General features: G+C 35.7%; 23 protein-coding genes and 1 pseudogene. 12 read left to right on the plus strand and 12 right to left on the minus strand.

The features are described 5' to 3' along the window. Positions 1-102 precede the first annotated feature (102 nt). The 3 genes from C9E89_RS18890 to C9E89_RS18900 all read right to left on the minus strand — a co-directional run bounded on the left by C9E89_RS18890 (position 103) and on the right by C9E89_RS18900 (position 1,959). A complete protein-coding gene (locus C9E89_RS18890; protein WP_107009827.1) occupies positions 103-870 on the minus strand; it encodes a transporter in 768 nt (255 codons plus the stop codon). A gap of 12 nt (positions 871-882) precedes the next feature. Further along, a complete protein-coding gene (locus tag C9E89_RS18895; RefSeq protein WP_107009826.1) occupies positions 883-1,425 on the minus strand; it encodes an ankyrin repeat domain-containing protein in 543 nt (180 codons plus the stop codon). Between the two features lie 168 nt (positions 1,426-1,593). After that, on the minus strand, positions 1,594-1,959 hold the full coding sequence (locus C9E89_RS18900) for an HPF/RaiA family ribosome-associated protein (protein ID WP_107009825.1): 366 nt from the start codon (positions 1,957-1,959) through the stop codon (positions 1,594-1,596). 1,067 nt (positions 1,960-3,026) lie between these two features. On the opposite strand from C9E89_RS18900, the gene C9E89_RS18905 reads away from it, so the two are divergent. The 5 genes from C9E89_RS18905 to C9E89_RS18925 all read left to right on the plus strand — a co-directional run bounded on the left by C9E89_RS18905 (position 3,027) and on the right by C9E89_RS18925 (position 6,823). Continuing rightward, positions 3,027-3,761, plus strand: coding sequence for an outer membrane protein OmpK (locus C9E89_RS18905; RefSeq protein ID WP_107009824.1), 735 nt, complete (start codon positions 3,027-3,029; stop codon positions 3,759-3,761). A 95-nt stretch (positions 3,762-3,856) separates the two neighbouring features. After that, positions 3,857-4,357, plus strand: a complete 501-nt coding sequence (locus C9E89_RS18910; protein WP_107009823.1) for a GNAT family N-acetyltransferase — start codon at positions 3,857-3,859, stop codon at positions 4,355-4,357. 203 nt (positions 4,358-4,560) lie between these two features. Beyond that, entirely contained in the window at positions 4,561-5,160 is a 600-nt protein-coding gene (locus tag C9E89_RS18915; protein ID WP_107009828.1) for an OmpW/AlkL family protein, read from the plus strand. Between the two features lie 134 nt (positions 5,161-5,294). After that, positions 5,295-6,038 carry a hypothetical protein gene (locus C9E89_RS18920; RefSeq protein ID WP_107009822.1) on the plus strand — a complete coding sequence of 248 codons (744 nt, stop codon included), beginning with the start codon at positions 5,295-5,297 and terminating at the stop codon, positions 6,036-6,038. A gap of 80 nt (positions 6,039-6,118) precedes the next feature. After that, positions 6,119-6,823, plus strand: coding sequence for a phospholipase D family protein (locus C9E89_RS18925; RefSeq protein ID WP_107009821.1), 705 nt, complete (start codon positions 6,119-6,121; stop codon positions 6,821-6,823). Between the two features lie 26 nt (positions 6,824-6,849). On the opposite strand, the gene parE is transcribed toward C9E89_RS18925, so the two are convergent. Next, entirely contained in the window at positions 6,850-8,730 is a 1,881-nt protein-coding gene (gene parE, locus C9E89_RS18930) for a DNA topoisomerase IV subunit B (protein WP_107009820.1), read from the minus strand. 290 nt (positions 8,731-9,020) lie between these two features. Between parE and C9E89_RS18935 the strand changes: the two genes are divergently transcribed. Next, positions 9,021-10,175, plus strand: a complete 1,155-nt coding sequence (locus tag C9E89_RS18935) for a hypothetical protein (protein WP_107009819.1) — start codon at positions 9,021-9,023, stop codon at positions 10,173-10,175. A 42-nt stretch (positions 10,176-10,217) separates the two neighbouring features. Here the strand turns inward: C9E89_RS18935 and C9E89_RS18940 are convergent, their stop codons facing one another. Beyond that, positions 10,218-10,811 carry a YqiA/YcfP family alpha/beta fold hydrolase gene (locus C9E89_RS18940; protein ID WP_107009818.1) on the minus strand — a complete coding sequence of 198 codons (594 nt, stop codon included), beginning with the start codon at positions 10,809-10,811 and terminating at the stop codon, positions 10,218-10,220. A 231-nt stretch (positions 10,812-11,042) separates the two neighbouring features. Between C9E89_RS18940 and C9E89_RS18945 the strand changes: the two genes are divergently transcribed. Continuing rightward, positions 11,043-12,374: a PGAP1-like alpha/beta domain-containing protein gene (locus tag C9E89_RS18945; RefSeq protein ID WP_107009817.1), complete on the plus strand. Its 1,332-nt coding sequence runs from the start codon at positions 11,043-11,045 to the stop codon at positions 12,372-12,374. A 76-nt stretch (positions 12,375-12,450) separates the two neighbouring features. On the opposite strand, the gene C9E89_RS18950 is transcribed toward C9E89_RS18945, so the two are convergent. Together C9E89_RS18950 and gshA are read right to left on the minus strand one after the other, a co-directional pair. Further along, on the minus strand, positions 12,451-12,951 hold the full coding sequence (locus C9E89_RS18950) for a disulfide bond formation protein B (protein WP_107009816.1): 501 nt from the start codon (positions 12,949-12,951) through the stop codon (positions 12,451-12,453). Between the two features lie 32 nt (positions 12,952-12,983). After that, entirely contained in the window at positions 12,984-14,561 is a 1,578-nt protein-coding gene (gshA, locus tag C9E89_RS18955; RefSeq protein WP_107009815.1) for a glutamate--cysteine ligase, read from the minus strand. 208 nt (positions 14,562-14,769) lie between these two features. On the opposite strand from gshA, the gene C9E89_RS18960 reads away from it, so the two are divergent. Further along, entirely contained in the window at positions 14,770-15,309 is a 540-nt protein-coding gene (locus C9E89_RS18960; protein ID WP_107009814.1) for a DUF924 family protein, read from the plus strand. A 337-nt stretch (positions 15,310-15,646) separates the two neighbouring features. Here the strand turns inward: C9E89_RS18960 and C9E89_RS18965 are convergent, their stop codons facing one another. Beyond that, on the minus strand, positions 15,647-16,165 hold the full coding sequence (locus C9E89_RS18965; protein WP_147305733.1) for a hypothetical protein: 519 nt from the start codon (positions 16,163-16,165) through the stop codon (positions 15,647-15,649). Between the two features lie 162 nt (positions 16,166-16,327). Between C9E89_RS18965 and C9E89_RS18970 the strand changes: the two genes are divergently transcribed. The 4 genes from C9E89_RS18970 (at position 16,328) to C9E89_RS18985 (ending at position 21,178) form a co-directional block, all read left to right on the plus strand. Then, positions 16,328-16,885, plus strand: coding sequence for a CC0125/CC1285 family lipoprotein (locus tag C9E89_RS18970; RefSeq protein WP_107009812.1), 558 nt, complete (start codon positions 16,328-16,330; stop codon positions 16,883-16,885). A 15-nt stretch (positions 16,886-16,900) separates the two neighbouring features. Further along, complete coding sequence (locus C9E89_RS18975; RefSeq protein ID WP_107009811.1) at positions 16,901-18,208, plus strand: DUF445 domain-containing protein; 1,308 nt, start codon at positions 16,901-16,903, stop codon at positions 18,206-18,208. 331 nt (positions 18,209-18,539) lie between these two features. Beyond that, the gene (locus tag C9E89_RS18980; protein ID WP_107009810.1) at positions 18,540-19,694 is read left to right on the plus strand and encodes a methionine aminotransferase; all 1,155 of its coding nucleotides are present in this window, start codon (positions 18,540-18,542) and stop codon (positions 19,692-19,694) included. A gap of 116 nt (positions 19,695-19,810) precedes the next feature. Then, positions 19,811-21,178, plus strand: coding sequence for an MATE family efflux transporter (locus C9E89_RS18985; protein WP_107009809.1), 1,368 nt, complete (start codon positions 19,811-19,813; stop codon positions 21,176-21,178). A 70-nt stretch (positions 21,179-21,248) separates the two neighbouring features. On the opposite strand, the gene C9E89_RS18990 is transcribed toward C9E89_RS18985, so the two are convergent. The 4 genes and pseudogenes from C9E89_RS18990 to C9E89_RS19005 form a co-directional block, all read right to left on the minus strand. Then, positions 21,249-22,064 (minus strand): ABC transporter ATP-binding protein, encoded by an 816-nt coding sequence (locus tag C9E89_RS18990; protein ID WP_107009808.1) that lies wholly within the window; start codon positions 22,062-22,064, stop codon positions 21,249-21,251. 20 nt (positions 22,065-22,084) lie between these two features. Then, entirely contained in the window at positions 22,085-22,846 is a 762-nt protein-coding gene (locus tag C9E89_RS18995) for an ABC transporter permease (protein WP_107009807.1), read from the minus strand. Between the two features lie 18 nt (positions 22,847-22,864). Further along, on the minus strand, positions 22,865-23,707 hold the full coding sequence (locus tag C9E89_RS19000) for an ABC transporter permease (RefSeq protein WP_107009806.1): 843 nt from the start codon (positions 23,705-23,707) through the stop codon (positions 22,865-22,867). A 33-nt stretch (positions 23,708-23,740) separates the two neighbouring features. Then, positions 23,741-23,958: pseudogene (locus C9E89_RS19005) on the minus strand (hypothetical protein); the annotation flags it as partial.

Genomic DNA, 23,958 nt, shown 5'->3' on the forward strand with positions numbered 1-23,958 from the left:
AAATCCATCTTATTTTCCTGTGTATTGTTATTTATATTTTGACACAAATAAAAAGAGCAACTTTGCTGCTGCTCTTTTCAAACGCATACTGCAAGGGATGATTTAAAATAAATATGAAAAACCAAATCCTGCATTATAACTACGATCTTGCCCTTCTAAGTCAACACCAATACTAGCATCTAACTGAGCACGATCATTTAAAGCATAAATAAGCCCAGAGCCTAAACCATATTGGTAATTTTCACTTTCACCTTTACGATAAATAAACTCTGAAAAGCCTGATAAATTTCCAGCAATTTTATAAGCAACCGTTGGAATTGCGGTCACAGACCAATCACCATCTTGAACTGCATATTGCATGGTAATGCCTGTATTTACCAAGTCATTATATTTATAGTCAAGTGATGTCCCAATACTATAAATATCATCTTCATTGCTAAAGTTGTCATTACCTGTTGCAATCACAGCTTGTGCTAAAACAGCCATAGATAATTTTTCATCATCTAAATCTATCGCTTTCTTTAAGCCAATACTGACATCACCTAAACCATCATCATCAACTTTATTACCTTTGTACTTGGTTTGCGTCCATGCTGGACCTGCCCAACCTAATTGTAATTCTAAGCCTGATGCTAAACCTGTACGCAATAACATATCACCATTCAAGGTTACCGTTTTTGCTTTGATACCATCTACAGTTGTTTCTGTATAAGTTGCACTAGGTAAACCCTGTTCCCATGCGACTTGTCCGACAGGTGTAATCCCTGTACTAAAACCTACACCAGGACGATCAAAGGAAAACTCTGCGGCAAAGCTGCTCATACTGGCAGTTGCTGCAAGCATAACGATGATTTTATTAGAGATTGTCATACTATTACTCTGTTAAGCTAATTCTTTAGACATTTTTGCGCCATGGCTACGTAATAACTCTAAAGTTTCTTTCTCTTCAGGTAAAGCCTGTGACCAATCAATTTCATCAAAATCTTGATCAAAAAATAAATCACTTATTGAGGTTAAAATCGTTTTACCCTCTTCATCTTTGGTATTTGGATCTACTTTATGCTCAAGTAATCGTTTCACTGCTGGTACACATGCTGCACTTGCTGCATCCCATAATGGACCGTAACATTCTTCTGCATCCCAAAGATGGAAGTTAGCATTTGCATGGATGAGTTGTTCTAAAATCTCTAAATGAATATTTAATTTTTCTTGTTTTTCCTGCTCAGTTAAAGGTTGACCTGCCTCATACGCTTCACATACATTTTCCCACCATACAAATAAGCCATCCGACCAAACAGACACTGCTGGACCTTTTTCTGGTTCAATAAAGTTAGGGTTTAGACCTTCTGCTAATTGGCGTTTTACTTGTTCAAGGTCTAATGCTTCGATAGCCTGTAAAAAGCTCTGTTGTGGCGCTGTCAGCATATACTTTTCTCATGTGAGTTCAATTTAGGCATATTATGCCGAAAAATATAAAAGATAGTTCAAGTAATTATCATCTTACTGTTTTTGTAAGCTTTTCTGCCCTTTTTTGTTGTTTTCTGACCAAAACTTTTAAACAACCCATAAAAAAGCCCCTTTCGGGGCTTTTCATTAAGCTTCATCAGCTTCTAAATCAGCATCTGTAAATTCAAGCTTTCCACCACGTGGATTTTCTTTTTTCTCCAGTACATGCTCAATACTACGTTTAATTCGGTCAATTGCACCATGTAATGCTAAGTCGATATTTTTAGCTTTGTGCGTTACAACAACGGGTTTTAATCCTGCTGCTTTCGCTTCAATCATGCAACGGATGTCATCATCGCCGCCTTTATCCCCATTTTCATCACTAATATGAACCGAAAACTGCGTAATGCGTTCACTATGACGTTGAAATTCTTGGTTTAACTCTTCGCGCACATATGTGATTAAACGATCACTATTTTGAATATTTTTATCTGTACGGATTTCAATGTTCATAAATATCAACCTCTTATAACAATTTTATATTTCAATAACTTTTAAAAACTCATTTATGTCTCTGTGCAAAACTTTCTTATGTTGGCACGTTGGATTCTTGCTGATCTTTCAGCATTAAGCACATCTTCATTTGAATTTTGGTCGCAACCTCCACAATGAATGATGAACACTTTGGAGAAATTTCCGTGTCCTTATATCTTCAATATCGGTCTATATTGGAAAATATGCAAGTACATTTTGAAAATATTTATGAAAAGAATATGAAAAATGACAACTTGTTACTTTATTTTCTAATTTAATGATTTACTTATCTTTTTTTAATTAAATATTTACATTTTTCACACATTTCAAAAGCACTAAAAGCGTTATGTTGTCCGTTATATGTCTATAAATTTGCTAAAAGCCTAAATTCAAATTATTAACTTCATAAAAATAGCGCTATATCTTTAGATACATCCTAAATTCAAAATACGTTATGAGTCGGTTTTTAATTGACCTGATCTTAGAACTTATGAGCACTTATCACTTGAGTTAGATCAATCTTTAATAGTGTTCTAAAATCTATGCTGATTTGATCATTAAAAAATTAGTAGAATATTATTTTGCACTGCCCCACTTATATTACGAAATTCAAACTCATTTGCGTAGGCAACATCTTACTTTTTAAGGATAAAAAGTAACAAAAATCCTTTGTTGGGTAAAGGGGATATCCCTATCACCCTTACCCAACGGCGACATCCATGTCGCCTGCGATAGCATCACTCCGTTCAGTTTAATTTTATAGGGTGAATGAGAATTTAATATCAAATGTCATCAGCATACTTTTGAAATACAATCTAATCCCTTTGCCTTTATCACGGTAAATTTTAGATTTATTAAATAATCCACCATAAAAGTTTTGCCTTATTAAAAGCTTGATCTGCATTAAATTTAGTGAAAAGTCTTCTATTTTAAAGCATTCATTTCATACTTTCAGATTACATAAAAATTTACATTTTCGACTATTTCGGCTTTATTTTTGCATAAGAATCTGTATCCTTGTTACGCTTTCTTGGGGGAAACTTTTCATGAAATTTACACACTTTGCTGCGATCTGCGCACTTGCATCAACTGCAACCTTCGCTCAGGCTAATCCAATTGTATGGCAAGATTTTAGCTTAACGGGTCTTTATGGTGAAAACTATGAAGTTGGTACCGAAGACCGTACAACTGTGACTGCTGAATATGCAGCAAAATTAAAATACGCTGATGTATTTTTCTTTGTAGATCACCAACTCGATGGTAATGATGAACAAAATACTTATTTTGAGTTATCGCCTCGTATCAGCCTAGGTGAAGTATCTGGTCAAAAACTTGCTTTCGGTCCAATCAAAGATGTATTGATCGCAACGACTTGGGAACATAACGCAGGCTACGACCTTAACCAAGAATTTAACAACTTTATGTATGGTGTCGGTTTTGATCTGGCAATTCCATATACACAGTTTGCAAGTGTAAACTTCTATAAAGTTGAAAATGATATCCAAGATGATGATTATCAAATGACCATCACTTATGGTGTACCATTTAAATTTGGTTCAGAAGAGTTTTTAGTGGATGGTTTCCTTGACTGGTCTACTGCTGAAGATGACCATGCAAGTGAACTGAACTGGACAACTCAGTGGAAATGGAATGCAGGCAAACACATTTCTCCAAAAACCAAGCTTTATGTCGGTTTTGAACATTCTGTTTGGAATAATAAATACGGCATCAAAGGTGTTGACCAAAATGATGTCAGTGCTTTAGTAAAATATCATTTCTAAGCAAATGTAGCGTCGCTATAAAAGCAAGATTTCGGTCTTGCTTTTTTGATTTTTAAAGTTTAAAAATTGAAAATAATTTATTTCTTTTACATACCATGCAATTTTTGATTCGTCCCGCACAAAGTTCAGATCTCATTGAGATTATGCATATTTATAATCATGAAATTAAATCTGGATTAGCTACATGGAATAGTCAAATCAAAAATTTGGCAGACTATCAAGATTGGTTTGATCAGTTACAAAAACAAAATTTTCCTATTTTTGTTGCTGAGGAAATCAACAGTCAAAACATTGTAGGCTATGCTGACTATTCTAGCTTTAGACAAGTCAATGGATATCGTGCAACGGTTGAACATTCAGTATATATTTCTCCTCAATTTTCCCATCAAGGTTTAGGCAAACAACTGCTGCTTAAACTGATTGAACATGCAAAACAGCATCAAATTCATGTGATGGTTGCAGCAATTGATCATGAAAATATTACATCTATTCAATTACATCAAAAATTAGGCTTTGAACAAACGGGTTATATGCCTCAAGTTGGACAAAAATTTGGATTATGGCGTGATTTGGTGTTAATGCAATATATGCTGTAACAGTCGACCTATAGTGCTTTAAAATTCATCAAATCATTAATATTATTTATACAATTCAAGCAAATGATGAAAAAAATAGAAAACTCAAAATAATAAAGCATTGATTTTAAAATAAAAAAATTATGGCATGTTTTTTGATTATCACTCTATATTCAACGATAAGGAATACATCGTTGTTTTTTAAAATTTTTATGGAAATGACAATGAAAAAATTAATTGTGTTATGTATGGGACTTGGCACATTTTCTAGTGCTTATGCAGATTTGGATTTAAGTCAATTTAAAACACGTTTAGGGGTAACGTTAATTGAACCTAAAAGCCATCCTGGAAATTTATATGATGGCACAGCAACCAGTATTTCACGTAGTTATGCGCTTACAGCATCTAACCTTTATTTTGTGACCCCAAATGTTGCCGTTGATTTGCTTGTAGGTACTGCACCCAAACATCGTATTTATGGCAATGGTGAAAAAATTGGTTATACCCGCTATCTTCCACCAACATTAAGTGTGCAATATAACTTTAATCCCGATGGTCAACTGAATCCTTATTTAGGGGTCGGCGTAAATTATACGTATTACTTTAATGAAAAATTAATCAGCAATGATAAATTATCTATTTCAAATTCTTTTGGTTATGCTGCTACCGCAGGAATGGAATACAATTTAAATAAAAACATAAGTTTAGGCGCAGAATTTCGCTATATTGATGTGAATTCAGATATCCGAATCAATGGTACAACTGTAGGTAATGGTGATGTGAATCCAATGCTATATACCTTAAATTTAGGCTATAAATTTTAAACTTTTTTAGGCTGTAACTTTCCCACAATGAAGTCTTCGGGCTTCATTGTTTTTGTACATTTTGACAATAGCATCATCATCACACATATTTTGCGATAAAATAAAACGTCAACCAATTTGTGCCGAATACAATAATGCAAAAAGTTTTCCTACTTGCCCTTTCTATCTTTACTTATAGCGCTGTGCAAACTGCACACGCAGAATCTTCTTTTGAACAGGAATTACAACGCGGCTGTCAGGCAGTTTCGCAGCATGCAGCTTTAGGCAAAAAGTTGTATGACCAAAAAAACTATAAGAAAGCATTAGAGCATTTTCAAACTCAAGCAGCTTGGAGCTCTTTTTGTTTATCAAATGAAGACGAAACAACGGTTAAGTTCACAGAACAGCAAGTGATCACTGCCCAAAATAATGTAGCGCTGAGCTATGCAAAAATGGGAAAACCGATGTGGGCAAGAGCTTGGTTAATGATTAATAAAGAAGAAAAAACCAACCAATTTAATTTAAAAAATCTAGCTAAACCAAAGATTTCTACAGACTTATCAGGTGAATATGTCAGTTATTCAGGTTATGGCGAATGGGATCATATCACGGTTAAACGTCATAAAAATGCGTATGAGGTGAGCTACGCAGGTTTATATATGGGTTTAAGAAGCCTTATTTATGGACCAAATATGGGAGAGTTTGATACCTCATTTGCTTTAAATAAAAAACGAGCAATTTATAAATATGAGGACTGTACGATTCAGCTTGATTTTAAAACAGATCAAAATTTAGGTCATTATATTGAAGCTAAACAAGAAAGTGGTGAGTCGACCTGTGGCTTTGGACACAATGTTTATGCTGGTGGAACGTTCTATAAGGTTGAGAAATCACAATAAAAATGAGTAAGATATCTCCCTCTTTATCATTAAGATATGCTTTAATTAAAGCATAACAACTTAAAATAGAGGGGGATCACATGGCAAAATTTCTAAATACGAGCGCAACTAACTTCTTTTTAGAAGAACTGATTAAAAATGCCAAAGAACGATTAATTTTAATCAGTCCATATTTACGTTTAAATGATCGAATTAAAGAGCTTTTAGAAGATAAAAATCGCTTAAAAATTGATATTCGTATTGTTTATGGAAAAAGTGACTTACATCCTGATGAAATAAAATGGATGCAAAAACTTGATTATATTCGCGTTAGTTTTTGTAAAAACCTGCATGCAAAATGCTATTTAAATGAAGATCATTGTATTATTTCGAGTCTAAATTTATATGAGTTTAGCCAAGTGAATAATAATGAAATGGGGATTTTAATTCAAAAAGATGATGATGTTGATGTCTATAAAGATGCCTATGAAGAAGCTCAACGTATCATTCGTATTAGTGATGAAGTAAGGATTTCGCTAGATGAAGTAAAAACAGAAAAAGTTGAAGAATCATCAAATTTAAATACAGCAAATGAAGGAACAGGAAAATTAACCTCTTCAAAACTTGCGGCAAAACATAAAATTAAAACCAATGAACTCTTAGATAAATTTGTTGAACTTGGTTTTCTTACACTTAATGAAAATGGTAAACACTATTTGACAGAACAAGGGAAAAATATCGGTGGTGAGTTTAGATCAAGCCAATATGGCGGATATTTCCTTTGGGCTGAAAACATGAATATATAAAAAAAGCCCTTTCGGGCTTTTTTATTTTACACGGTTAAGTCAGCTAAATTACCTTTCTGCTCTAACCAATGTTTACGGTCAGCAGAACGTTTTTTAGCCAAAAGTTTATCTAACAGACTTGCAGTAAAATGGCTATCGTCTAAATCTAATTGCACCAAACGGCGTGTATTTGGATCCATCGTGGTTTCACGCAATTGGCTGGCATTCATCTCACCTAAGCCTTTAAAGCGAGTAATTTGTGGATTTTTACTTTTTACTTTCTTTAAAATAGCTGCCAGTTCATCATCATCCAAAGCATAATGTACATCTTTAGCATCGTCTATACGGAATAATGGCGGCATAGCAACAAACAAATGCCCCTCTTCAACTAAGCTAGGAAAGTGTTTGACAAATAAAGCACACAACAATGTCGCAATATGTAAACCATCCGAGTCAGCATCAGCAAGAATACAGATTTTCCCATAACGTAATTCTGAAAGATCATCACTACCAGGATCTACGCCAATCGCGATCGCAATATCATGAACTTCCTGAGAAGCTAAAACCTCATCTGAAGATACTTCCCATGTATTTAAAATTTTTCCGCGAATCGGCATAATCGCTTGGAAATTTTTATCACGTGCTTGCTTGGCAGAACCACCTGCTGAGTCACCTTCCACAATAAACAACTCAGATTCAGCAAGTGTATGCCCCACACAATCTGCTAATTTACCTGGTAAGGCTGGTCCTGAAACAATTTTTTTACGCTCTACTTTTTTTGCTGCTTTTAAACGGCGACCCGCTTTTGCAATCGCTAACTCAGCCAATAACATTGCAGTTTCAGAGTTTTGGTTTAACCATAAAGCAAAAGCATCTTTGGCAATATTCAAAACAATATTTGATGCTTCACGACTCGAAAGACGTTCTTTGGTTTGACCTGAAAATTGTGGCTCTTGGAATTTTAATGACAGGATATAATTCACACCATCCCAAACATCTTCGGCTGACAATTTCATATTACGTGGCAATAAGTTACGTAACTCACAGAACTCACGCAGCGCATCTGTAACACCTGAACGCAAACCATTGACATGCGTACCACCTTGTGCCGTTGGAATCAAATTCACATAACTTTCTTGAATCTGTTCACCACCTTCTGCATTCCAACAAATGGCAAATTCGGCACTCGCACGCTCAGCATCTCCAGTTGCAACAAAAGCAGGATGAGGAATAATTTCTCGATCTTGCAATTCATCCATCAAATAGTCAACTAGACCATTTTCAAACTGCCAAACTATTTTTTCATCATTAATTTCATCAACATAGTTAATCTGCAAGCCCGCAGCCAAAACTGCTTTCGCTTTTAAATTATGTTTTAAAGCTTTGAGTGCAAATTTTGGTGAATCAAAATATTTTGCTTCTGGCCAAAAACGTACAGTTGTTCCAGACGCTCTTTTGGGTGCTTTTCCTTCTAATACTTCAAGTGGCGCTGCTGCTTCGCCATGCTCAAATGCCATCTTGTACAGATTGCCTTGGCGCTGAACTTCAACTTCCACTCGATCCGATAAAGCATTAACAACTGAAATACCAACACCATGTAAACCACCTGAAAATTGGTAGTTATCTGTACTAAACTTACCACCTGCATGTAACTTAGTTAAAATGATCTCAATGCCGCTTTGCCCATATTCAGGGTGAATATCGACAGGCATGCCTCGCCCATTATCTTCAACAGATAACGAACCATCTTTATATACCGTGACTGTAATTTTATTGGCATGTCCCGCAAGTGCCTCATCGACAGCATTATCAATAACTTCTTGTGCCAAATGGTTTGGTCGCGTGGTATCGGTATACATACCTGGACGACGGCGAACAGGGTCTAAACCAGATAAAACCTCAAGAGATTGGGCTGTGTATTGCGTCACGTTGCAAGTTTCCCTTTTTTAAAAATTAAGCAGATAGATTATGAGTTGGTACAGTATCTCATTTTCAGTAAAAAAACAGCTTTGATCATCATCTTAAATGGGGTAATACGACAATCAGTGACGTAATTGTTACAGATTCACTCATTTTTCATTCAAGTTTTGATTGAAAATTTGTTAAGATTCTCTTGATTTATTTCAATATGATAATAGTTTTTTGCAAACAAAATTATGCTTTGCTTCATAAAAATTGAGATAAATTTTTTAATATGAATAAGATAATGAGAAATGATATGAAAAATATACTCCTACTCTCCAGCCTTGTGTCAACATTACTCCTAACTGCCTGTGGTGGTGGAAGTGACTCAGATGATAATAATGCTGTAGAGCCAAAACCAGAACCGCCAAAACCTGCTGAATATGTTCCGTCACAGTACAAAACCTTGAAAGATAATTTCAAATATGTACAAGACCCTCTCACTGAGGTAAAAAATAACAATTTATATGACTTAAGCTACTGGGTAGATGAAAATCCGCTCGAATTATCAAGTTATAGTTATTTATACTCAAAAGATGATAAAACTTTCAAAACTCAAGAATATTCAACCAATAAATATAGCTCTCAATGGCGAGAAGATCCTAGATCAGCCTTAGTGTTTAATATTGCTCAAAATAAATGGGTAGAAACTCAAGGAGATATGACCGTTTCACAAGGTCCTGTCGGTACTGAAGGCATTAAAACGCTCTATATTCAGTCAGATACAGGCATTAAATACTATACATTAACTGAAAAAACTCTTGAAGGACTCAGTCTTGCGCAGGGTATAAACCAAGGCTTTGGTAACGGTATTCCTTTACCTGAATCTGTTAAAAACCAATATTTTACTAAAGGTGCCAAAGCCTATGCTTGGGTACAAGATATTACTCAACCGAATTACTCTATTAATCGTACCCATATGGTATTTAGTTCAACAAATACACCGCACCCTATTTATACCTGTAACACGGTCAGTTCATATTGTTCAACGACAGCCCCAACATTTGAAAAAGCCATCGAAAGCAAAGCTTGGTATCAAAATACTGGACGTAATGGTGTCATTCGCTTAAATGACAAACAAGTTGCTGATGTTGCAGTTTTTGATAAAGAGCAAAATAAAACACTCAACTACACAATCAAATATGAGTTGATTGCAGCAAAACAAGGTGCACCAAAGCATATTTTATTTACTGCATCAGACACAGCAGCAAAAGAAGCGCTTAAAACTTATTTTAGTGCCAATGATAGTCAAATTGCGTGGTTTGAATATGGTGAAAAAGCACAAGTGGTAGAAGGAAACTACAGCTTACCAATCAAAGGCTTACAAAGCACATATTATAGCTACAACAAAATTGCGGTGAATGACATTTTAACCAAATGGAGTCCACGTAAAAATCCTGTACTTGAATAAGCCCACAAATTAAAAATAAATTTTACTCAAAGGTTAATTGACTTAGCCTTTGAGTTTATTTTTAGCCTCAAATCCTGATAAAAACGCGAGCAACATCGGAATCTTTTCAGCAAAATTTTCCATTGCATGATTCCCTTGCATTTCTGTCACAACAAAAGAAGATGGACGATAAAATTGTTCTGCTTGACGATAATCTAACACCTCATCACCTTGCTGTAATAACACTAAAAAATTTTCTGAATGCTGCAGTTTTTGCACAGCAATCTGTTCTAAAAAATTGAGCTGTGTATTATCTAAAGTCCACTTTTCATTAACTTGATAAGGTAACTGTTCTATTCCAAATAATGTTCTAAATAATACCCAAGGTTCTACTGCAGGATTAATTAAAACTGCTGGAATATTAAACTTTTCAGCCAATTGTGTTGCATAAAAACCGCCTAAGCTACTACCAACTAATGCAACATCTTCTAATTTTTCAATCATCGCTGCAACAGTGCTAAGCACTTCATCGGGTGGCGCATTTAAATCTGGCAAATGCAGCTGATGTTGGCTAATGTATTGACTATACTGATAAAGCTGTTGCCCTTTTATCGAAAATGGGCTGCTTTGAAAACCATGTAAATAAATAATATTCATCTAAAACCATTTGCAAATTTCAAAGAGCTGATATAAGTTATAATGTGATATAAATCACAAAATGTTATAAATTGTATAACAGCGTTTATTGTCGGACAAAAAAAACACTGTGCTAAAACCTGAAACAGTATGCTAAATAAGTTTCAAGATGAATAATAGAATGACATAAGGATATAAGCCTTGATTTTACACATCAACCCATGTGTGTAATCATTTAGAGGATAGCAATCTATGGCAAGTTTAACACCACTACATGAAACATATTGTAAATGGGATCGCTCCCCTCCGAGTCAAGCTGATGTTCTCGAAGGCTTAGCGCAATTGGTCAGTACACCGTTTACTAGCGTGGTACAAGACCTCATCCAATCCTTACAACGTGAAGTTTTACTCAGTGTGTTTGGTCTAAGTAAGCAAAGAGCTAAACGCTTCCAAGCGCGTCCTTATGTAGAAAAAATTTACCAATTTGGTTTTAACTCACTACAAAATTATGGGCATTATTTTTTAGCACCCAGTTTACGTAAAGTGATTGAGCATTTTCCAAAGCTCCATGATAAACCATTGACCCCAACACTTAATTTTTTAGTCAGCGCTTTAAATGGTGTTTTAGGCGATTATCTTTTAGCGACTCATAATCCTTTAGCGTTATCGACTGTTGTATATGACCATTATGGTGCAATTCAGAAAGGTGATTTAGCAGGAAGAGTGGTTATTTTTGCTCATGGCTTATGTATGAACCATTTAGATTGGAGCAATCGTGGTAATGGCGGTATTGGAGAAAAACTCCTTGCACAACGCGATAATAATACGATGCTCTATTTACACTACAATACAGGTCGTCGTATTTCTGCAAATGGTCGCTCTTTTTCAAATTTGTTAGAAGATTTAATCAAACGTAACCCACGCATTACCAGTATTGATTTAATTGGGCATAGTATGGGTGGCTTAGTTGCTCGTAGCGCCCTGTTCTATGGTAAGCAAAATATGCACAACTGGATTCATCTGGTTGAAAATCTCGTTTGCTTAGGCTCACCGCATCATGGTGCTGTACTAGAACGCTTTGGTTTTGCATTACAAGACAAAATTGGTCATTTCCCTTTGGTCAAACTGGTCAGTCATATTGTCAATATTCGCAGTAATGGTATTTTAGATTTACGTTTTGGCAGTGTACGTGATGATGACTGGGAACATAATCATGCGCGTATTGGTTTAATGGATGATAATCGTAAGCCTGCACCGTTGCCATCGTACATTAATACCTATTTAGTTGCGGGTACACTTGAGTTTGAAAATCGTAAAAATCGAACTTTAAAAGTGATAGGTGATTATCTGGTCAGTGTAAAAAGTGCTTTAGGTGAACATCCGAATCCTAAGTTTCAGCTTAAATTACCGGAATCACATAAAGCAGTATTTTATGGGTTAAATCATTTTGATATTCAATACCATCCTGATGTTGCCGAACAAGTTGCAAAATGGTTTTATCCTCATCATGACGAAATCGCAGAAGAGCAGATTCGTAAGTACTTGATCAAACTTGAAAGTATGCGTGGTATTGTTGAAACCTAAATGATCTCGATATAAAACTATCTTGATATAAATTGTCCTGATATAAAAAATGCCAACTCATGTTGGCATTTTTAGTTTAAGCAGGATATTTTCGGAAAAGCTGCCATAGACTGATTAAGGTCAAGACACTAAAAAATAAACATGACCAAACAGGTAGTGATTGTCCTAGAAATGTCCAGTCAACCATAGCGCATTCACCAGATCCCTTGAGTACATTTTCAAAAACTGCCTTTAATGGCAAGGTATCTACCCAATAATCTAAGCCCGGTCCACAACTTGGTACTTGGTCTTTAGGTAAGTTTTGCAACCAAACATGACGGGCAGCAACCCCTACAGACCAAGCAATCGCTAAAGTACCTAAAAATGCATAAAAACGTTTAAATACATTTGTTTTAGGATTATGCAGTAAGGCGATTAAAGAAATAAGACCTAAACCAATCAAACCAACACGTTGAAAAACGCAAAGTGGACACGGGTCTAAACCTTGTACATGCTCTAAATACAAAGCAAATGCCATTCCAATAACACTTGCCAAAAATAAAAAACCACTTACAACACGGTAACTCTGCCACTGCATGGCTGTTCCTCTAATTTTTTCTCTAATTTATATCATCTAAATTTGGCAAGATAGTCTTCAAAACTTAAATCTGTTTCTTGCTCAAGTTGCTGTTGTTGTTGCAATGATGATGCTGTCAGTTGCTCAAAATACGCTAAAGTTTCTGGACTTAATACATGTTGTTCGTAATATTTTACATGGCGATGTGCCATTTCACTACCAAAGCTCCACGTTCCGCCGCTTTGTAAAGTATCTTCAATCACTTGCGCAGATAGTGTTTGATCAACATCGCTGATACGTTGTTGCATTACAGTTAAAGCATCTACATAAAGTGTCGTTTCATAACTTTGATTGAGCATTTCAGCCAAAGCTTGCATGGCTTGAATATGGTGTTCTGCCCATTCTCGAAGTGGATATTCAGCATCAAGCTCTTGGATCATCACATTTTCTGCACGTCCACGATTGACCACTTCGTTTTGATTTTTTTCAATCATATCCTGTTCTTTTTCTAAAAGTTCAGGACTATCTTTGAGTAAACAATACAAGGCTAAAACTTCTAAAAAGCCTGCCGTTGTTTCATCAATCCCAATTGCAACATAAGGGTTAACATCAACAGCGCGCAATTCTACATAGCCAATGCCGCGTTTAGCTAAAGCTTCAGAGGGTGTTTCCCCTGCTTGTGGCACTTGTTTTGGGCGTACCAAACTATAATATTCATTTTCAATTTGCAGTACATGGTCATTAATCTGAATAGGTTCACCTTGTTCATCATTTAAACCTAAATGGCTAAACTGTGCATAAGGTGTATTGACTGCTTTTTGTAATTCTGCAACATAACATTTAAGGTTGTTATAATGGATTCCCAATTGTTTTTGGGCAGAATTTTGATAACCAAAGCGCCCCATACGTAAAGCAGTCGCATATGGAGAAAATAAAGTACCTTTCACCAAAGGCAACAAATGATGATCTCGTCCTGTCATAAAACATTTACAGACAGATGGACTTGCTCCCACCAAATACATCACCAAAGGGGTTAAACGAATAAAATTACGCACTAAGCCTAAATAACGATGACTACGATAGTCTTGTAAACTCAGATTTTTTAAATCATCGTCGGTTTCATGTTGTTGTAATTGTTCAAATAAATGATCAGGAAATGAAACATTATAATGAACACCTGAAATGGTCTGCATACGACGACCATAACGAATACCTAAACCATGACGATATAGCGTTTTAAATTTACCAATATTTGAGCTACCGTATTGTGCCAATCGAATATTTTCTTCTTGGTCATCCAACATACATGGCATAGATAAAGGCCAGAGTTTTTCATCATTTTCTAAATGACGATGCACAACCGCATGAATATCTGTTAAATAATTAAGCGCTTCAGGAATACTCTCTTTTGGGGGTGTAATAAACTCCATCAACGCTTCAGAGTAATCTGTTGTGATATGTGGATGGGTCAGCGCTGAACCTAGTGTCTTAGGATGATCGGCTTGGGATAAAAAACCATTGCTTTGCATGCGCAAGCTTTCACGCTCAATACCGCGCAACATGCCTTTGAATAATGCAGAATCAACCCAAACTGGTAAAACTGTAGGAAAAACTGCTTCGGGTTGACTCATTAGTTACTCACTTATCTTAAAGAATTTTTAAAATAAAATATTTCTGATGACGCAGTATAACGTGAATTATCGATATACTGGCATAGCTGCCAAACTTTTAAATAGAATATTCATTTTATTTCGGCATTTTTTTATCACAAATTAAGCCTTTTAGACATGTTAAATTTGTGATTTTATAAAAGAATTAGTTTACAAAAGATCAAAACCTATGAAATATCAAGATATCCTTAATTTTTGGTTTAATGCCGACACTCAGCCTTTTTGGTTTCAAAAAAGTACTGATTTTGATCAAAAATTGCATCAGCGTTTTGCTGATATTTTAAATCAAGCCAAACAAGCAGAGCTTTGGACATGGCGTGAAAATGCAGAAGGACGTTTGGCAGAAATCATTGTACTTGATCAATTTTCTCGAAATTTATACCGTGATCAAGCAGCAGCCTTTGCTCAAGATGCTTTAGCACTAGCTCTTGCCCAAGAAACAATTCAACTGGGTTTAGATCTGCAGTTACAACCTGAGCAACGTTCATTTTTGTATATGCCATTTATGCATAGTGAGTCAAAAGTCATTCATGAAGAAGCATTAAAATTATTTGAGGCTTTAGGCAACCCGATCAATTTAGATTTTGAAAAAAAACATAAAGTCATTATTGATCGTTTTGGACGTTATCCACATCGCAATGAAGTTTTAGGGCGCGAATCTACACCCGAAGAAATTGAGTTTTTAAAACAACCCAATAGTCGTTTTTAATTTCAGACAGATACCCTTCTTTTTAGTCACTGATGTTACGCAGTAGCTCTAAAATTATACTTTGGATCTAGAAGAATGTTGATACGCGGAAACGTCATCCGCAATTGTTTGAGGCAGGACTCCTCCTTATAAATAAAGTTTCTGTGAAACATTCAATCTTTTGACGCTAGTGAACGAGTTCTGCGGATGACAATGGTTTTGCCTACTTTTCCCGAAAGAAAAGTAGGTCGAGCCGAAGGCTAACCCCTAAATTTAAATTTTGGATATAAGACTCCCTCGTGTAATTTAGATTTTTCTATTTTTAGCGATGTAATTTGAATCAAATGCGTAACATCAGTTAGTCAGATACACCAAGATGGAGGAAAATACTTCCATCTTGACCTTCAAAAATAAAATCGTTCCAAGCGCACTCATACCATGAATGTGTCTGCACATCGACTTGATAAATTTTTTGTACTTTGAGTAAAAGCTTTATCTTTTCAAGTATTTTTTGTACATAATCAAGCTGTACATCAATAGAAGTAAGATAAAAATCCTGATATTTATCATCTAAATAACACAAGACCGAACCTGAACCAATCAGCTTTTCACCCATATCATCAGATTTTTGATAACTAAAAAGCCATGTTCTCAGTACATCACGCACTTTTAAATCAGTAATAGACAATTCCTCAAATGTAATTGAAGCTGCTGGATAAATCTCTAAAAAATAGTGTTGAAATGCAATTTGACTTTGCTCACAAACCTGAAGATTAACGATTTCAAAGCTATAATCATGATTGGTCTTTGTATTAAGCAATGCAAAGGTATCTAAAATTCCAGCCAAACGCCCCAATTCGAAGTTAATATTTTGCATCATTGATCTAATTTTTATTCCACTGTGTAATTATATACTGCTTTTGAATTAACAAAAATCTTCTTGAAATTCATGCTCAATCCATCAACGTAGAATAAGATTATAAAAGATAAATTTCTCCCATTTTATAGATTTCTTTTCCACGCTGAGAAGGAGCAAAACATGAAAAATCTATGGATGTGTTTAAGCATTGTTGCAACACTCACAATGACAGGTTGTGCGACGACGCCAAGTAAACCACTTACTTTTGATCAGCTTGGGCAATTTTCAACTTTGCCATTAAATGCCCATACTTTTCGTATCAGTTTTCAAACACGTAATATGAGTTATGGCACAGCCGAAGAAATTACATTGTTAAAATCTGCACAAACGACAGTACAAAATGGCTTCCAATTTTTTAAAGTCCTTGATGATCCAAGCAATCGTACTCAACAACCTCCACGTAAAGCCGTCGTATACCCAACACCAAATTATTATCCTTATGGATATCGACGTCATGGCGCATTTTTCGACCCATTTTATGATATGCCGCAAGTGGTTACTCTAGATCCTATGCAAGTTGCATATACGATTGAATGCTTTAAAGACCAAAAATCTGCACCTACTGATGCTTTTGATGCTCGTTTAATTTTGCAATCATTGGGTCAAAAATATGGGCTTAGTCCGACAGGACAAGTACTCCAACCTCAGATAACTGATGTAACATCAACAAAACAATAACGTTTAAGGTGCTGAATGAGTAAGACTGAAGTTGCAAATGTACCCAGTTTAAATCGAAGTAAACGCTTTGCCACAATTGCACTCATTGTGGCGATCGTTACTTGGTTTTTATTGATTATTTCAGCCAAACTCATGCCCGAATATGCATGGTTTATTCATATCTTGATGCTCGGTGCAGAAGCAGGTGTGGTCGGTGGTTTAGCCGATTGGTATGCGATTACGGTATTATTTCGCAACCCTTTTGGCAAAATTCCTATTCCTAAGTTTTTAAAAGATCATACTGAAATTATTCCACGCAACAAAGCACGTATTGCTGAGTCTATGGGTAAATTTGTTCAGGAAAATTTTCTTTCACCGCAAATTGTTGAAAAAAGTTTACAGAAAACTGACCTCACTTTAGCCGTTGGGCAATGGCTTGCCGATCCCAAAAATAACAGCCAAGTGACAGATGTCATTCAACAAACAGTACCTAAAATTTTCGACTTTGTGGGGCAACAACAAATTGGAAATTTCATTCAAAATAATAGCGTTCAATGGATTAAAAATACACGTATTAATCATTTAGCCAGTGAAATGCTACGTGCTGTTTTAGAAAATGACTTCCACCAAGATGTGCTACAACGTGGCTTAGATATGGCACATGAATGGATGATCCATCATCCTGAGCAAACACAAGATTTAACTCGACGTCTATTTAAAGAATTAGGTGTTTGGAAACTCGCTAAAGGTGCAAGTTGGATCGGGATTGATGTTCAACAGCGTACGATTGATTCATTACTTGAAAAAGTTGAAGCGATTTTGGCTGACCCTGAGCATTCATTTCGTAAAAAACTTGAAGAACTTACACATGATTTGATGCTCCAACTTGCGGACAACCAAAGTGCTGTAAGTATTCGCCTGAATGAAACTAAAAATGCCCTTCTTGATAGTGAGTCTGTGTTGAATTTCATTACAGGTGCAGTGGTTATTTTATGTGATGCAATTAAATCAGACTTAATGAAAGCGGACTCAGGTATAGCCACAAATTTACGTGTAGCAATTCAACAAGTCGGTGAAAATCTCATTGCTAATCAATCTGTACGCCAATTACTTAACCAACGTATGAGTGAAATGGCAATTCATTTAAGTGATCAATATAGCGAAAAAGTCATTCGTTTTATCAGCGAACGTATTCATGAATGGGACTCTCGTGAAATGATTGATAAAATTGAGAATGAAGTGGGTGGTGACTTGCACATGATTCGCGTCAATGGTGTTGTTGTTGGTGCTTTTATTGGTCTAACTTTAGGTGTGATTCGTGCAGCAATTGATTTTATGGTTTAGTGAATTTAAAGCATCATTCAAAAACATATATTTATTGTAATTTGTACGTTTAAGCGTACAACCTATGAGGGATTTAGCCAATATACAACTTTATTCAAAATTTATATTATAGATTTATAGAGAGCAGGATGCTCCAGAAAAAAATAAGAAAAGACAACAAAGGACATGTAGGTACAACAGGAGTTATACCTGAGTAACAAATACAAAAAAAGCCTGACAGGATGTCAGGCTTTTTTTCATCTATCTTATTTTTCTAAATCAAAATTTTGCTTTTGTATTTTAAAGCCCCTGCTAAACTCATCTTTATTCATTCAATAAAACTAATATCGCCATGATCGAAATCCATTCTAAACTCCCAGCGCAAGGCATCACTATTTTTAGCATCATGAGTGCAATGGCTCAGCGTTTAAATGCACTGAATCTATCACAAGGTTTTCCTGATTTTGCTGCACCACCCGAATTATTAAATGCACTGAGTCAAGCAACCTTAGATGGCTTTAATCAATACGCCGCAGGTGATGGTTTTTTGCCATTGCGCGAGCAAGTTGCACAACAATTTTTAAAGCGTGATCAATTAGATCTAAATCCCCTTACCGAAATTACCATTACACCCGGTGCAACCATTGGTATTTTTTCAGCAATTCAGGCACTTATTCATGCAGGTGATGAAGTCATTATTTTTGACCCAAGCTATGATAGTTATGCACCAAGCATACAATTGGTGGGTGGTCGAGCAATTCATATTGCCTTAAACAGCACTGATTTTTCTGTAGACTGGAATCAAGTCCAAGCCGCAATCAATGATAAAACACGCATGATTATTGTGAATACACCACATAACCCTACTGGGGCGATTTGGTCAAAGCAAGATTGGTTAAATCTAATTGATTTAATTCAAGATAAAAATATTGTGGTGTTGTCTGATGAGGTTTATGAGCATTTAGTTTTTGACGATCAGAAACATTATTCTGCACCCTCATTCCCTGAACTACGTGATCGCAGTTTTGTGATTGGTTCTTTTGGTAAAACTTTCCATGTTACAGGTTGGAAAACAGGCTACTGTATTGCTGCACCAAAATTAATGACTGTTTTCCGTCAAGTTTATCAATTTGCTAATTTTTGTGGTGTAACACCTATTCAAATTGCGCTTGCTAATTTTATGCAGCAACATCCTGAACATATTGAAAATTTGGCTGCATTTTATCAACAAAAACGCGATATGTTTAACTTAGGACTCAGTCAGTCACGTTTTAAATTTACACTCTCTCAGGGTACGTATTTCCAAAATGTAGACTACAGCAACATTCGTCCTGAGCTCAATGATATCGAAATGTGTAAATTTCTTGCTGAAACACATAAAATTGTCGCCATTCCAGTCTCAGTTTTTTATAAAAATGCGCCTCAAGATTTACGTCTGATCCGTTTTTGTTTTGCTAAAAAACAGGAAACCTTGCAACAGGCTTGTGAAATCTTAGCTCAAGTCTAAAATTTACTTTTCTCTTAAATCAATTGCCTTAGTTACTTAAAAGCTAAGGCTTTTTTCTACAATTATGATATTTTGAATTATAAAACAATTTCAATGGAATGGGTCATAAACTAAGAATGTCAGCAAAAGAGAATCTACTACACCATCCTCGATTTTGGAAAGGCTTCCTTATTTTTTTGGCGCCTTTAATTGCAACGAATATTCTGCAAAATCTTTCGGGCACAATAAACACCATTTTTGTTGGGCAAATGATGGGCGTCAATGCTATTGCTGCCATTGCTGTCTTTTTTCCTATTCTATTTTTTTTATTGGCTTTTGTGATTGGTTTATCTTCAGGTGCAACTGTTTTGGTTGGGCAAGCTTGGGGAGCAAAAAACATTGAAAAAGTCAAAATGGTGGTAGGCTCTACTTTATTTATGACCTTAATTGGTGGCTGCCTGATTGCTATTTTAGGTGTAGTTTTTGCTAAACAACTTTTATTGCTATTGGGCGTAGATCCTAATGTCATGCATCTGTCTCTACCTTATGTGCAATGGATGCTTGCAGGAAGTCCTCTTTTATTTATCTATATTATTTATACATCTATTTTACGTGGTGTAGGTGACAGTACGACACCTTTAATTGCGTCAGGCATGACTATTCTGATTGGTGTGATGGTCACCCCTATTTTAATTGCAGGTTATTTTGGTTTTCCAAAATTAGGGATTATTGCCCCTGCTATTGCAACAAGTATAGGTTATGTGTCGGTTTTAGCTTTTTTATACTATTATTTAAATAAAAAAAATCATGCCTTAAAACTCGATATGGCATTACTGCGCCACATTAAACATGAACCTGAATTGAGCCGTATTATTTTACGTTTGGGCATACCTACAGGTATTCAAATGGTCACCACTTCTGCGGCTGGTTTGGTGATTATTGGCTTGGTGAATCATTATGGTTCGCATGCGACAGCAGCTTATGGTGCAGTAAATCAAGTACTTAACTATATTCAATTTCCTGCCTTGTCCATTTCAATTGCAGCCTCTATTTTTGCTGCACAAGCGATTGGTGCAGGTAAATCTGAATTATTGGCAAAAGTCACACGAACTTCTTTAATTATGAATCTGGTGATTACGGGAAGTTTAGTTTTATTGGCTTACTTATTTTCTAAATATTTAATGGCTCTATTTATTACAGACCCTTCTGTTATTGAGCTTGGGCAAAACCTTTTATTTATTGTGTTATGGTCTATTTTATTTTTTGGTGCAGGCTCTATTTTTGCATCAATCATGCGAGCAAGCGGCACTGTTACCGCACCTATGTTAATCAATGTACTCGCAATTTTATTGATTGAAGTTCCTGCTGCCTATTTATTTAGTGATTGGTGGGGCTTAAAAGGAATTTGGTATGCCTACGCATTGGCATTTGTTTCGTTATGTCTTCTGCAAGCCTTGTATTATCAATTTGTTTGGAAGAAAAAAACCATTAAAGTCTTAATTTAAACCTAGTCGTTATGCGCTAAAATTTTGCCATAAAAATGCCCAGATTTGGGCATTTTTTTATACTTTTGCTTTACCATGTTAAGCCATAACGTGCTAATTCATGTGGTTCTATCACTATTTTTTGGTCTTTAGAATCTTGTAAAATATCATTTTTAATTGTGGTTAAACGATAATCCTCACGTTTTCGTGGTCGCTCTAAATTGATATCAACAATGCGTTTAATCCTTCCGGGGTTTGGCTGCATCACCACAATACGATCGCCCAATAACACTGCTTCTTCTACATCATGGGTCACTAAAATCGTCGTCACTTTTTCTGAAGATAAAATACGTTGTAATTCCTGTTGTAAATTCGCTCTCGTTAAAGCATCTAAAGCACCAAAGGGTTCGTCTAAAAGTAAAATACGTGGACGATTCACCAAGCTTCGCGCAATGGCGACACGTTGGCTCATTCCTCCAGAAAGTTGGCTTGGATAAGCTTTTTTAAATGCACTGAGTTGTACTAAGTCTAAATGATAGGCAATTAATTCATGTTTTTCAGCTTTGCTTAATGTACTTTTTTCCAAAGCTAACGCAATATTTTGCTCGACATTGAGCCATGGAAATAAACGATGATCTTGAAATACAATCCCTCGATCTAAACTTGTGCCCTGAATTGGCGTTTGGTCAATTTTAATTTCCCCTTCAAAATCACCATCTAAACCGACCAAAAGCCGTAGTAAAGTTGATTTTCCACAACCACTATTTCCAACGATACTAATAAACTCACCAGAAGCAATGTCTAAGTTAATTTGCTCTAATACATGTAATGGCTCAGCTTGAGTATTGAAATATTTATTTAAGTTTTTGATGGTGACTTGTCCATTTGCATTCACTTTTTGATTCATCTTTATACCTATTTAAAATCTTATTTATGCGTACCTTGACGCCAACGAAGGTTATAATTTTCAAAGTATTGTGCAATTTTGGCAAAGACTAAGCCCACCAAAGCAATAATCGCCATCCCATATAAAACCACTTCCATTTGAAAGAGATTTTGACCATCTAAAATAGGATTCACCACACCGGGTGCAACGATAAAGAAATACTCCGCGCCAATCGTAGCCACCCAAGAAAAAACCAATGCAATGTTTAATCCTGCAAAAATACTGGGTGCAGCAGAAGGTAAAGTCACTTTAAAAAAAGTACTCCATGCACTGAGTTGAAAAATTTTGGCGACCTCTTTATTTTTTTCTGAGACATTTTTCACACCATCATAGGTATTAAAAAATACAGGATAAAAAACAACCAATGCGATAAAAATAATTTTTGAAGTTTCTGCATTACCAAACCACATGATCATTAATGGAATCCAAGCAAAAACCGCAACATGTTTAATCGCATTTAAAGTCGGTGAAAAAAATCGATCTGCCCAAGTATTTAAACCTAAAAATAATCCAAATAATGCGCCAATCATGCCACCTGCAATAAAGCCAGCAGTATTACGTGCCAAGCTATAGCCGATATTTTCAAAAAGCTCTTTAGACTGCCAACTCTCTACAAAAACCTGCCAAACTTGTTGAGGTAAAGGCAGTAATGCACGATCAATCCATTGCTGTTGAGTCACAATAGACCACACTAGCAAGAGTAAAATGGGAATGACCCAAGCTCTAAGGTCTAATTTTTTCATATTTTAATCTGCCTCTATTTAGCTATTCCATGGACTTAGTTTCTTTTGCAGCAAACGAATCAGCACATCAAAAAAGAACCCAACGAACCCGATCACAATCACCGTTGCCATCACCACATCAAGTTGGAAAATTTGTCTGCCATATACCATCAAATAACCAATTCCTTCACTTGATGCCAACAACTCAACTGCAACCAATGCTCCCCATGCACTTGCAAGAGAAAGTCTTAAACCACCTATAAAACTCATAAAAGCGCCGGGTAAAACTAAATTTTTAAACCGTGACCATGTACTAAGCTGATAAACATCAACAACTTCTGTTAAAGACTCAGGAATATTACGCACACCTTTAAAAATATTAATCGTCATTGGAACTAAAGCTGCCTTTGCAATTAAAATAATTTTTAATGCTTCATCAATGCCCACCAACAAAATTAAAAGAGGAATCCACCCCACGACAGGCACTAAATTAATGACTTTAAAGGTCGGCCACACGTAGGCTTCAACTGTACGAGAAAGCCCCATGCTCAAACCTAAAATAAGCGCAAGCAGCATACCTGCACTAAACCCATAAGCGATTCGTGTCAGGCTAATACTCAAATTTGCCCATAATTCCCCACTCTCATATAAGTCTTTCAACGCAGTCCAAACCAAGTCTGGTGCAGGTAATAGCAGAGGATTCACCCAACTTTTTTCTACCGCAACATGCCAAAGCAATAATAAAAATAATGGAAAAATTGAGCCAATCAGCCAAGTAAATTGACGGTTATTTTTGAGAAATGCCCATAAAGAGGCTTTCTTTGTCACTTCAATCTTTGTGTTATGTGTTGTCGTCTGTTTAAAAACAATATCCTGAGACATTTTTAAATCTCCTATCACAAAAAGTGCAAGTGCTTATTTATCACTTGCACCTTGAGGTGTCCAAAATGTCTGTAAGTTCAATGTTTTCAATGCATTATTAACATATTTTGATTCAATCCAACGATCTACATCAATATTGCCACGAATCAATTTAAGGTCTTGACCTGCCTTTAATTTTTGTTTGATCAGTGAAATGTTATAGCCATCAAAAATAGGAGCACTATGTCGTTTTAAGTCCACACTAGCATAGG

The organism is Acinetobacter sichuanensis (assembly GCF_003024515.2).
GTDB lineage: Bacteria > Pseudomonadota > Gammaproteobacteria > Pseudomonadales > Moraxellaceae > Acinetobacter > Acinetobacter sichuanensis.

What these genes read in the sequence shown, in the direction of transcription:
- C9E89_RS18890 (WP_107009827.1), bottom strand. Translation starts at nt 870, where the DNA reads ATGACAATCTCTAATAAAATCATCGTTATGCTTGCAGCAACTGCCAGT.
- C9E89_RS18895 (WP_107009826.1), bottom strand. Translation starts at nt 1,425, where the DNA reads ATGCTGACAGCGCCACAACAGAGCTTTTTACAGGCTATCGAAGCATTA.
- C9E89_RS18900 (WP_107009825.1), bottom strand. Translation starts at nt 1,959, where the DNA reads ATGAACATTGAAATCCGTACAGATAAAAATATTCAAAATAGTGATCGT.
- C9E89_RS18905 (WP_107009824.1), top strand. Translation starts at nt 3,027, where the DNA reads ATGAAATTTACACACTTTGCTGCGATCTGCGCACTTGCATCAACTGCA.
- C9E89_RS18910 (WP_107009823.1), top strand. Translation starts at nt 3,857, where the DNA reads ATGCAATTTTTGATTCGTCCCGCACAAAGTTCAGATCTCATTGAGATT.
- C9E89_RS18915 (WP_107009828.1), top strand. Translation starts at nt 4,561, where the DNA reads ATGAAAAAATTAATTGTGTTATGTATGGGACTTGGCACATTTTCTAGT.
- C9E89_RS18920 (WP_107009822.1), top strand. Translation starts at nt 5,295, where the DNA reads ATGCAAAAAGTTTTCCTACTTGCCCTTTCTATCTTTACTTATAGCGCT.
- C9E89_RS18925 (WP_107009821.1), top strand. Translation starts at nt 6,119, where the DNA reads ATGGCAAAATTTCTAAATACGAGCGCAACTAACTTCTTTTTAGAAGAA.
- C9E89_RS18935 (WP_107009819.1), top strand. Translation starts at nt 9,021, where the DNA reads ATGAAAAATATACTCCTACTCTCCAGCCTTGTGTCAACATTACTCCTA.
- C9E89_RS18940 (WP_107009818.1), bottom strand. Translation starts at nt 10,811, where the DNA reads ATGAATATTATTTATTTACATGGTTTTCAAAGCAGCCCATTTTCGATA.
- C9E89_RS18945 (WP_107009817.1), top strand. Translation starts at nt 11,043, where the DNA reads ATGGCAAGTTTAACACCACTACATGAAACATATTGTAAATGGGATCGC.
- C9E89_RS18950 (WP_107009816.1), bottom strand. Translation starts at nt 12,951, where the DNA reads ATGCAGTGGCAGAGTTACCGTGTTGTAAGTGGTTTTTTATTTTTGGCA.
- gshA (WP_107009815.1), bottom strand. Translation starts at nt 14,561, where the DNA reads ATGAGTCAACCCGAAGCAGTTTTTCCTACAGTTTTACCAGTTTGGGTT.
- C9E89_RS18960 (WP_107009814.1), top strand. Translation starts at nt 14,770, where the DNA reads ATGAAATATCAAGATATCCTTAATTTTTGGTTTAATGCCGACACTCAG.
- C9E89_RS18965 (WP_147305733.1), bottom strand. Translation starts at nt 16,165, where the DNA reads ATGCAAAATATTAACTTCGAATTGGGGCGTTTGGCTGGAATTTTAGAT.
- C9E89_RS18970 (WP_107009812.1), top strand. Translation starts at nt 16,328, where the DNA reads ATGAAAAATCTATGGATGTGTTTAAGCATTGTTGCAACACTCACAATG.
- C9E89_RS18975 (WP_107009811.1), top strand. Translation starts at nt 16,901, where the DNA reads ATGAGTAAGACTGAAGTTGCAAATGTACCCAGTTTAAATCGAAGTAAA.
- C9E89_RS18980 (WP_107009810.1), top strand. Translation starts at nt 18,540, where the DNA reads ATGATCGAAATCCATTCTAAACTCCCAGCGCAAGGCATCACTATTTTT.
- C9E89_RS18985 (WP_107009809.1), top strand. Translation starts at nt 19,811, where the DNA reads ATGTCAGCAAAAGAGAATCTACTACACCATCCTCGATTTTGGAAAGGC.
- C9E89_RS18990 (WP_107009808.1), bottom strand. Translation starts at nt 22,064, where the DNA reads ATGAATCAAAAAGTGAATGCAAATGGACAAGTCACCATCAAAAACTTA.
- C9E89_RS18995 (WP_107009807.1), bottom strand. Translation starts at nt 22,846, where the DNA reads ATGAAAAAATTAGACCTTAGAGCTTGGGTCATTCCCATTTTACTCTTG.
- C9E89_RS19000 (WP_107009806.1), bottom strand. Translation starts at nt 23,707, where the DNA reads ATGTCTCAGGATATTGTTTTTAAACAGACGACAACACATAACACAAAG.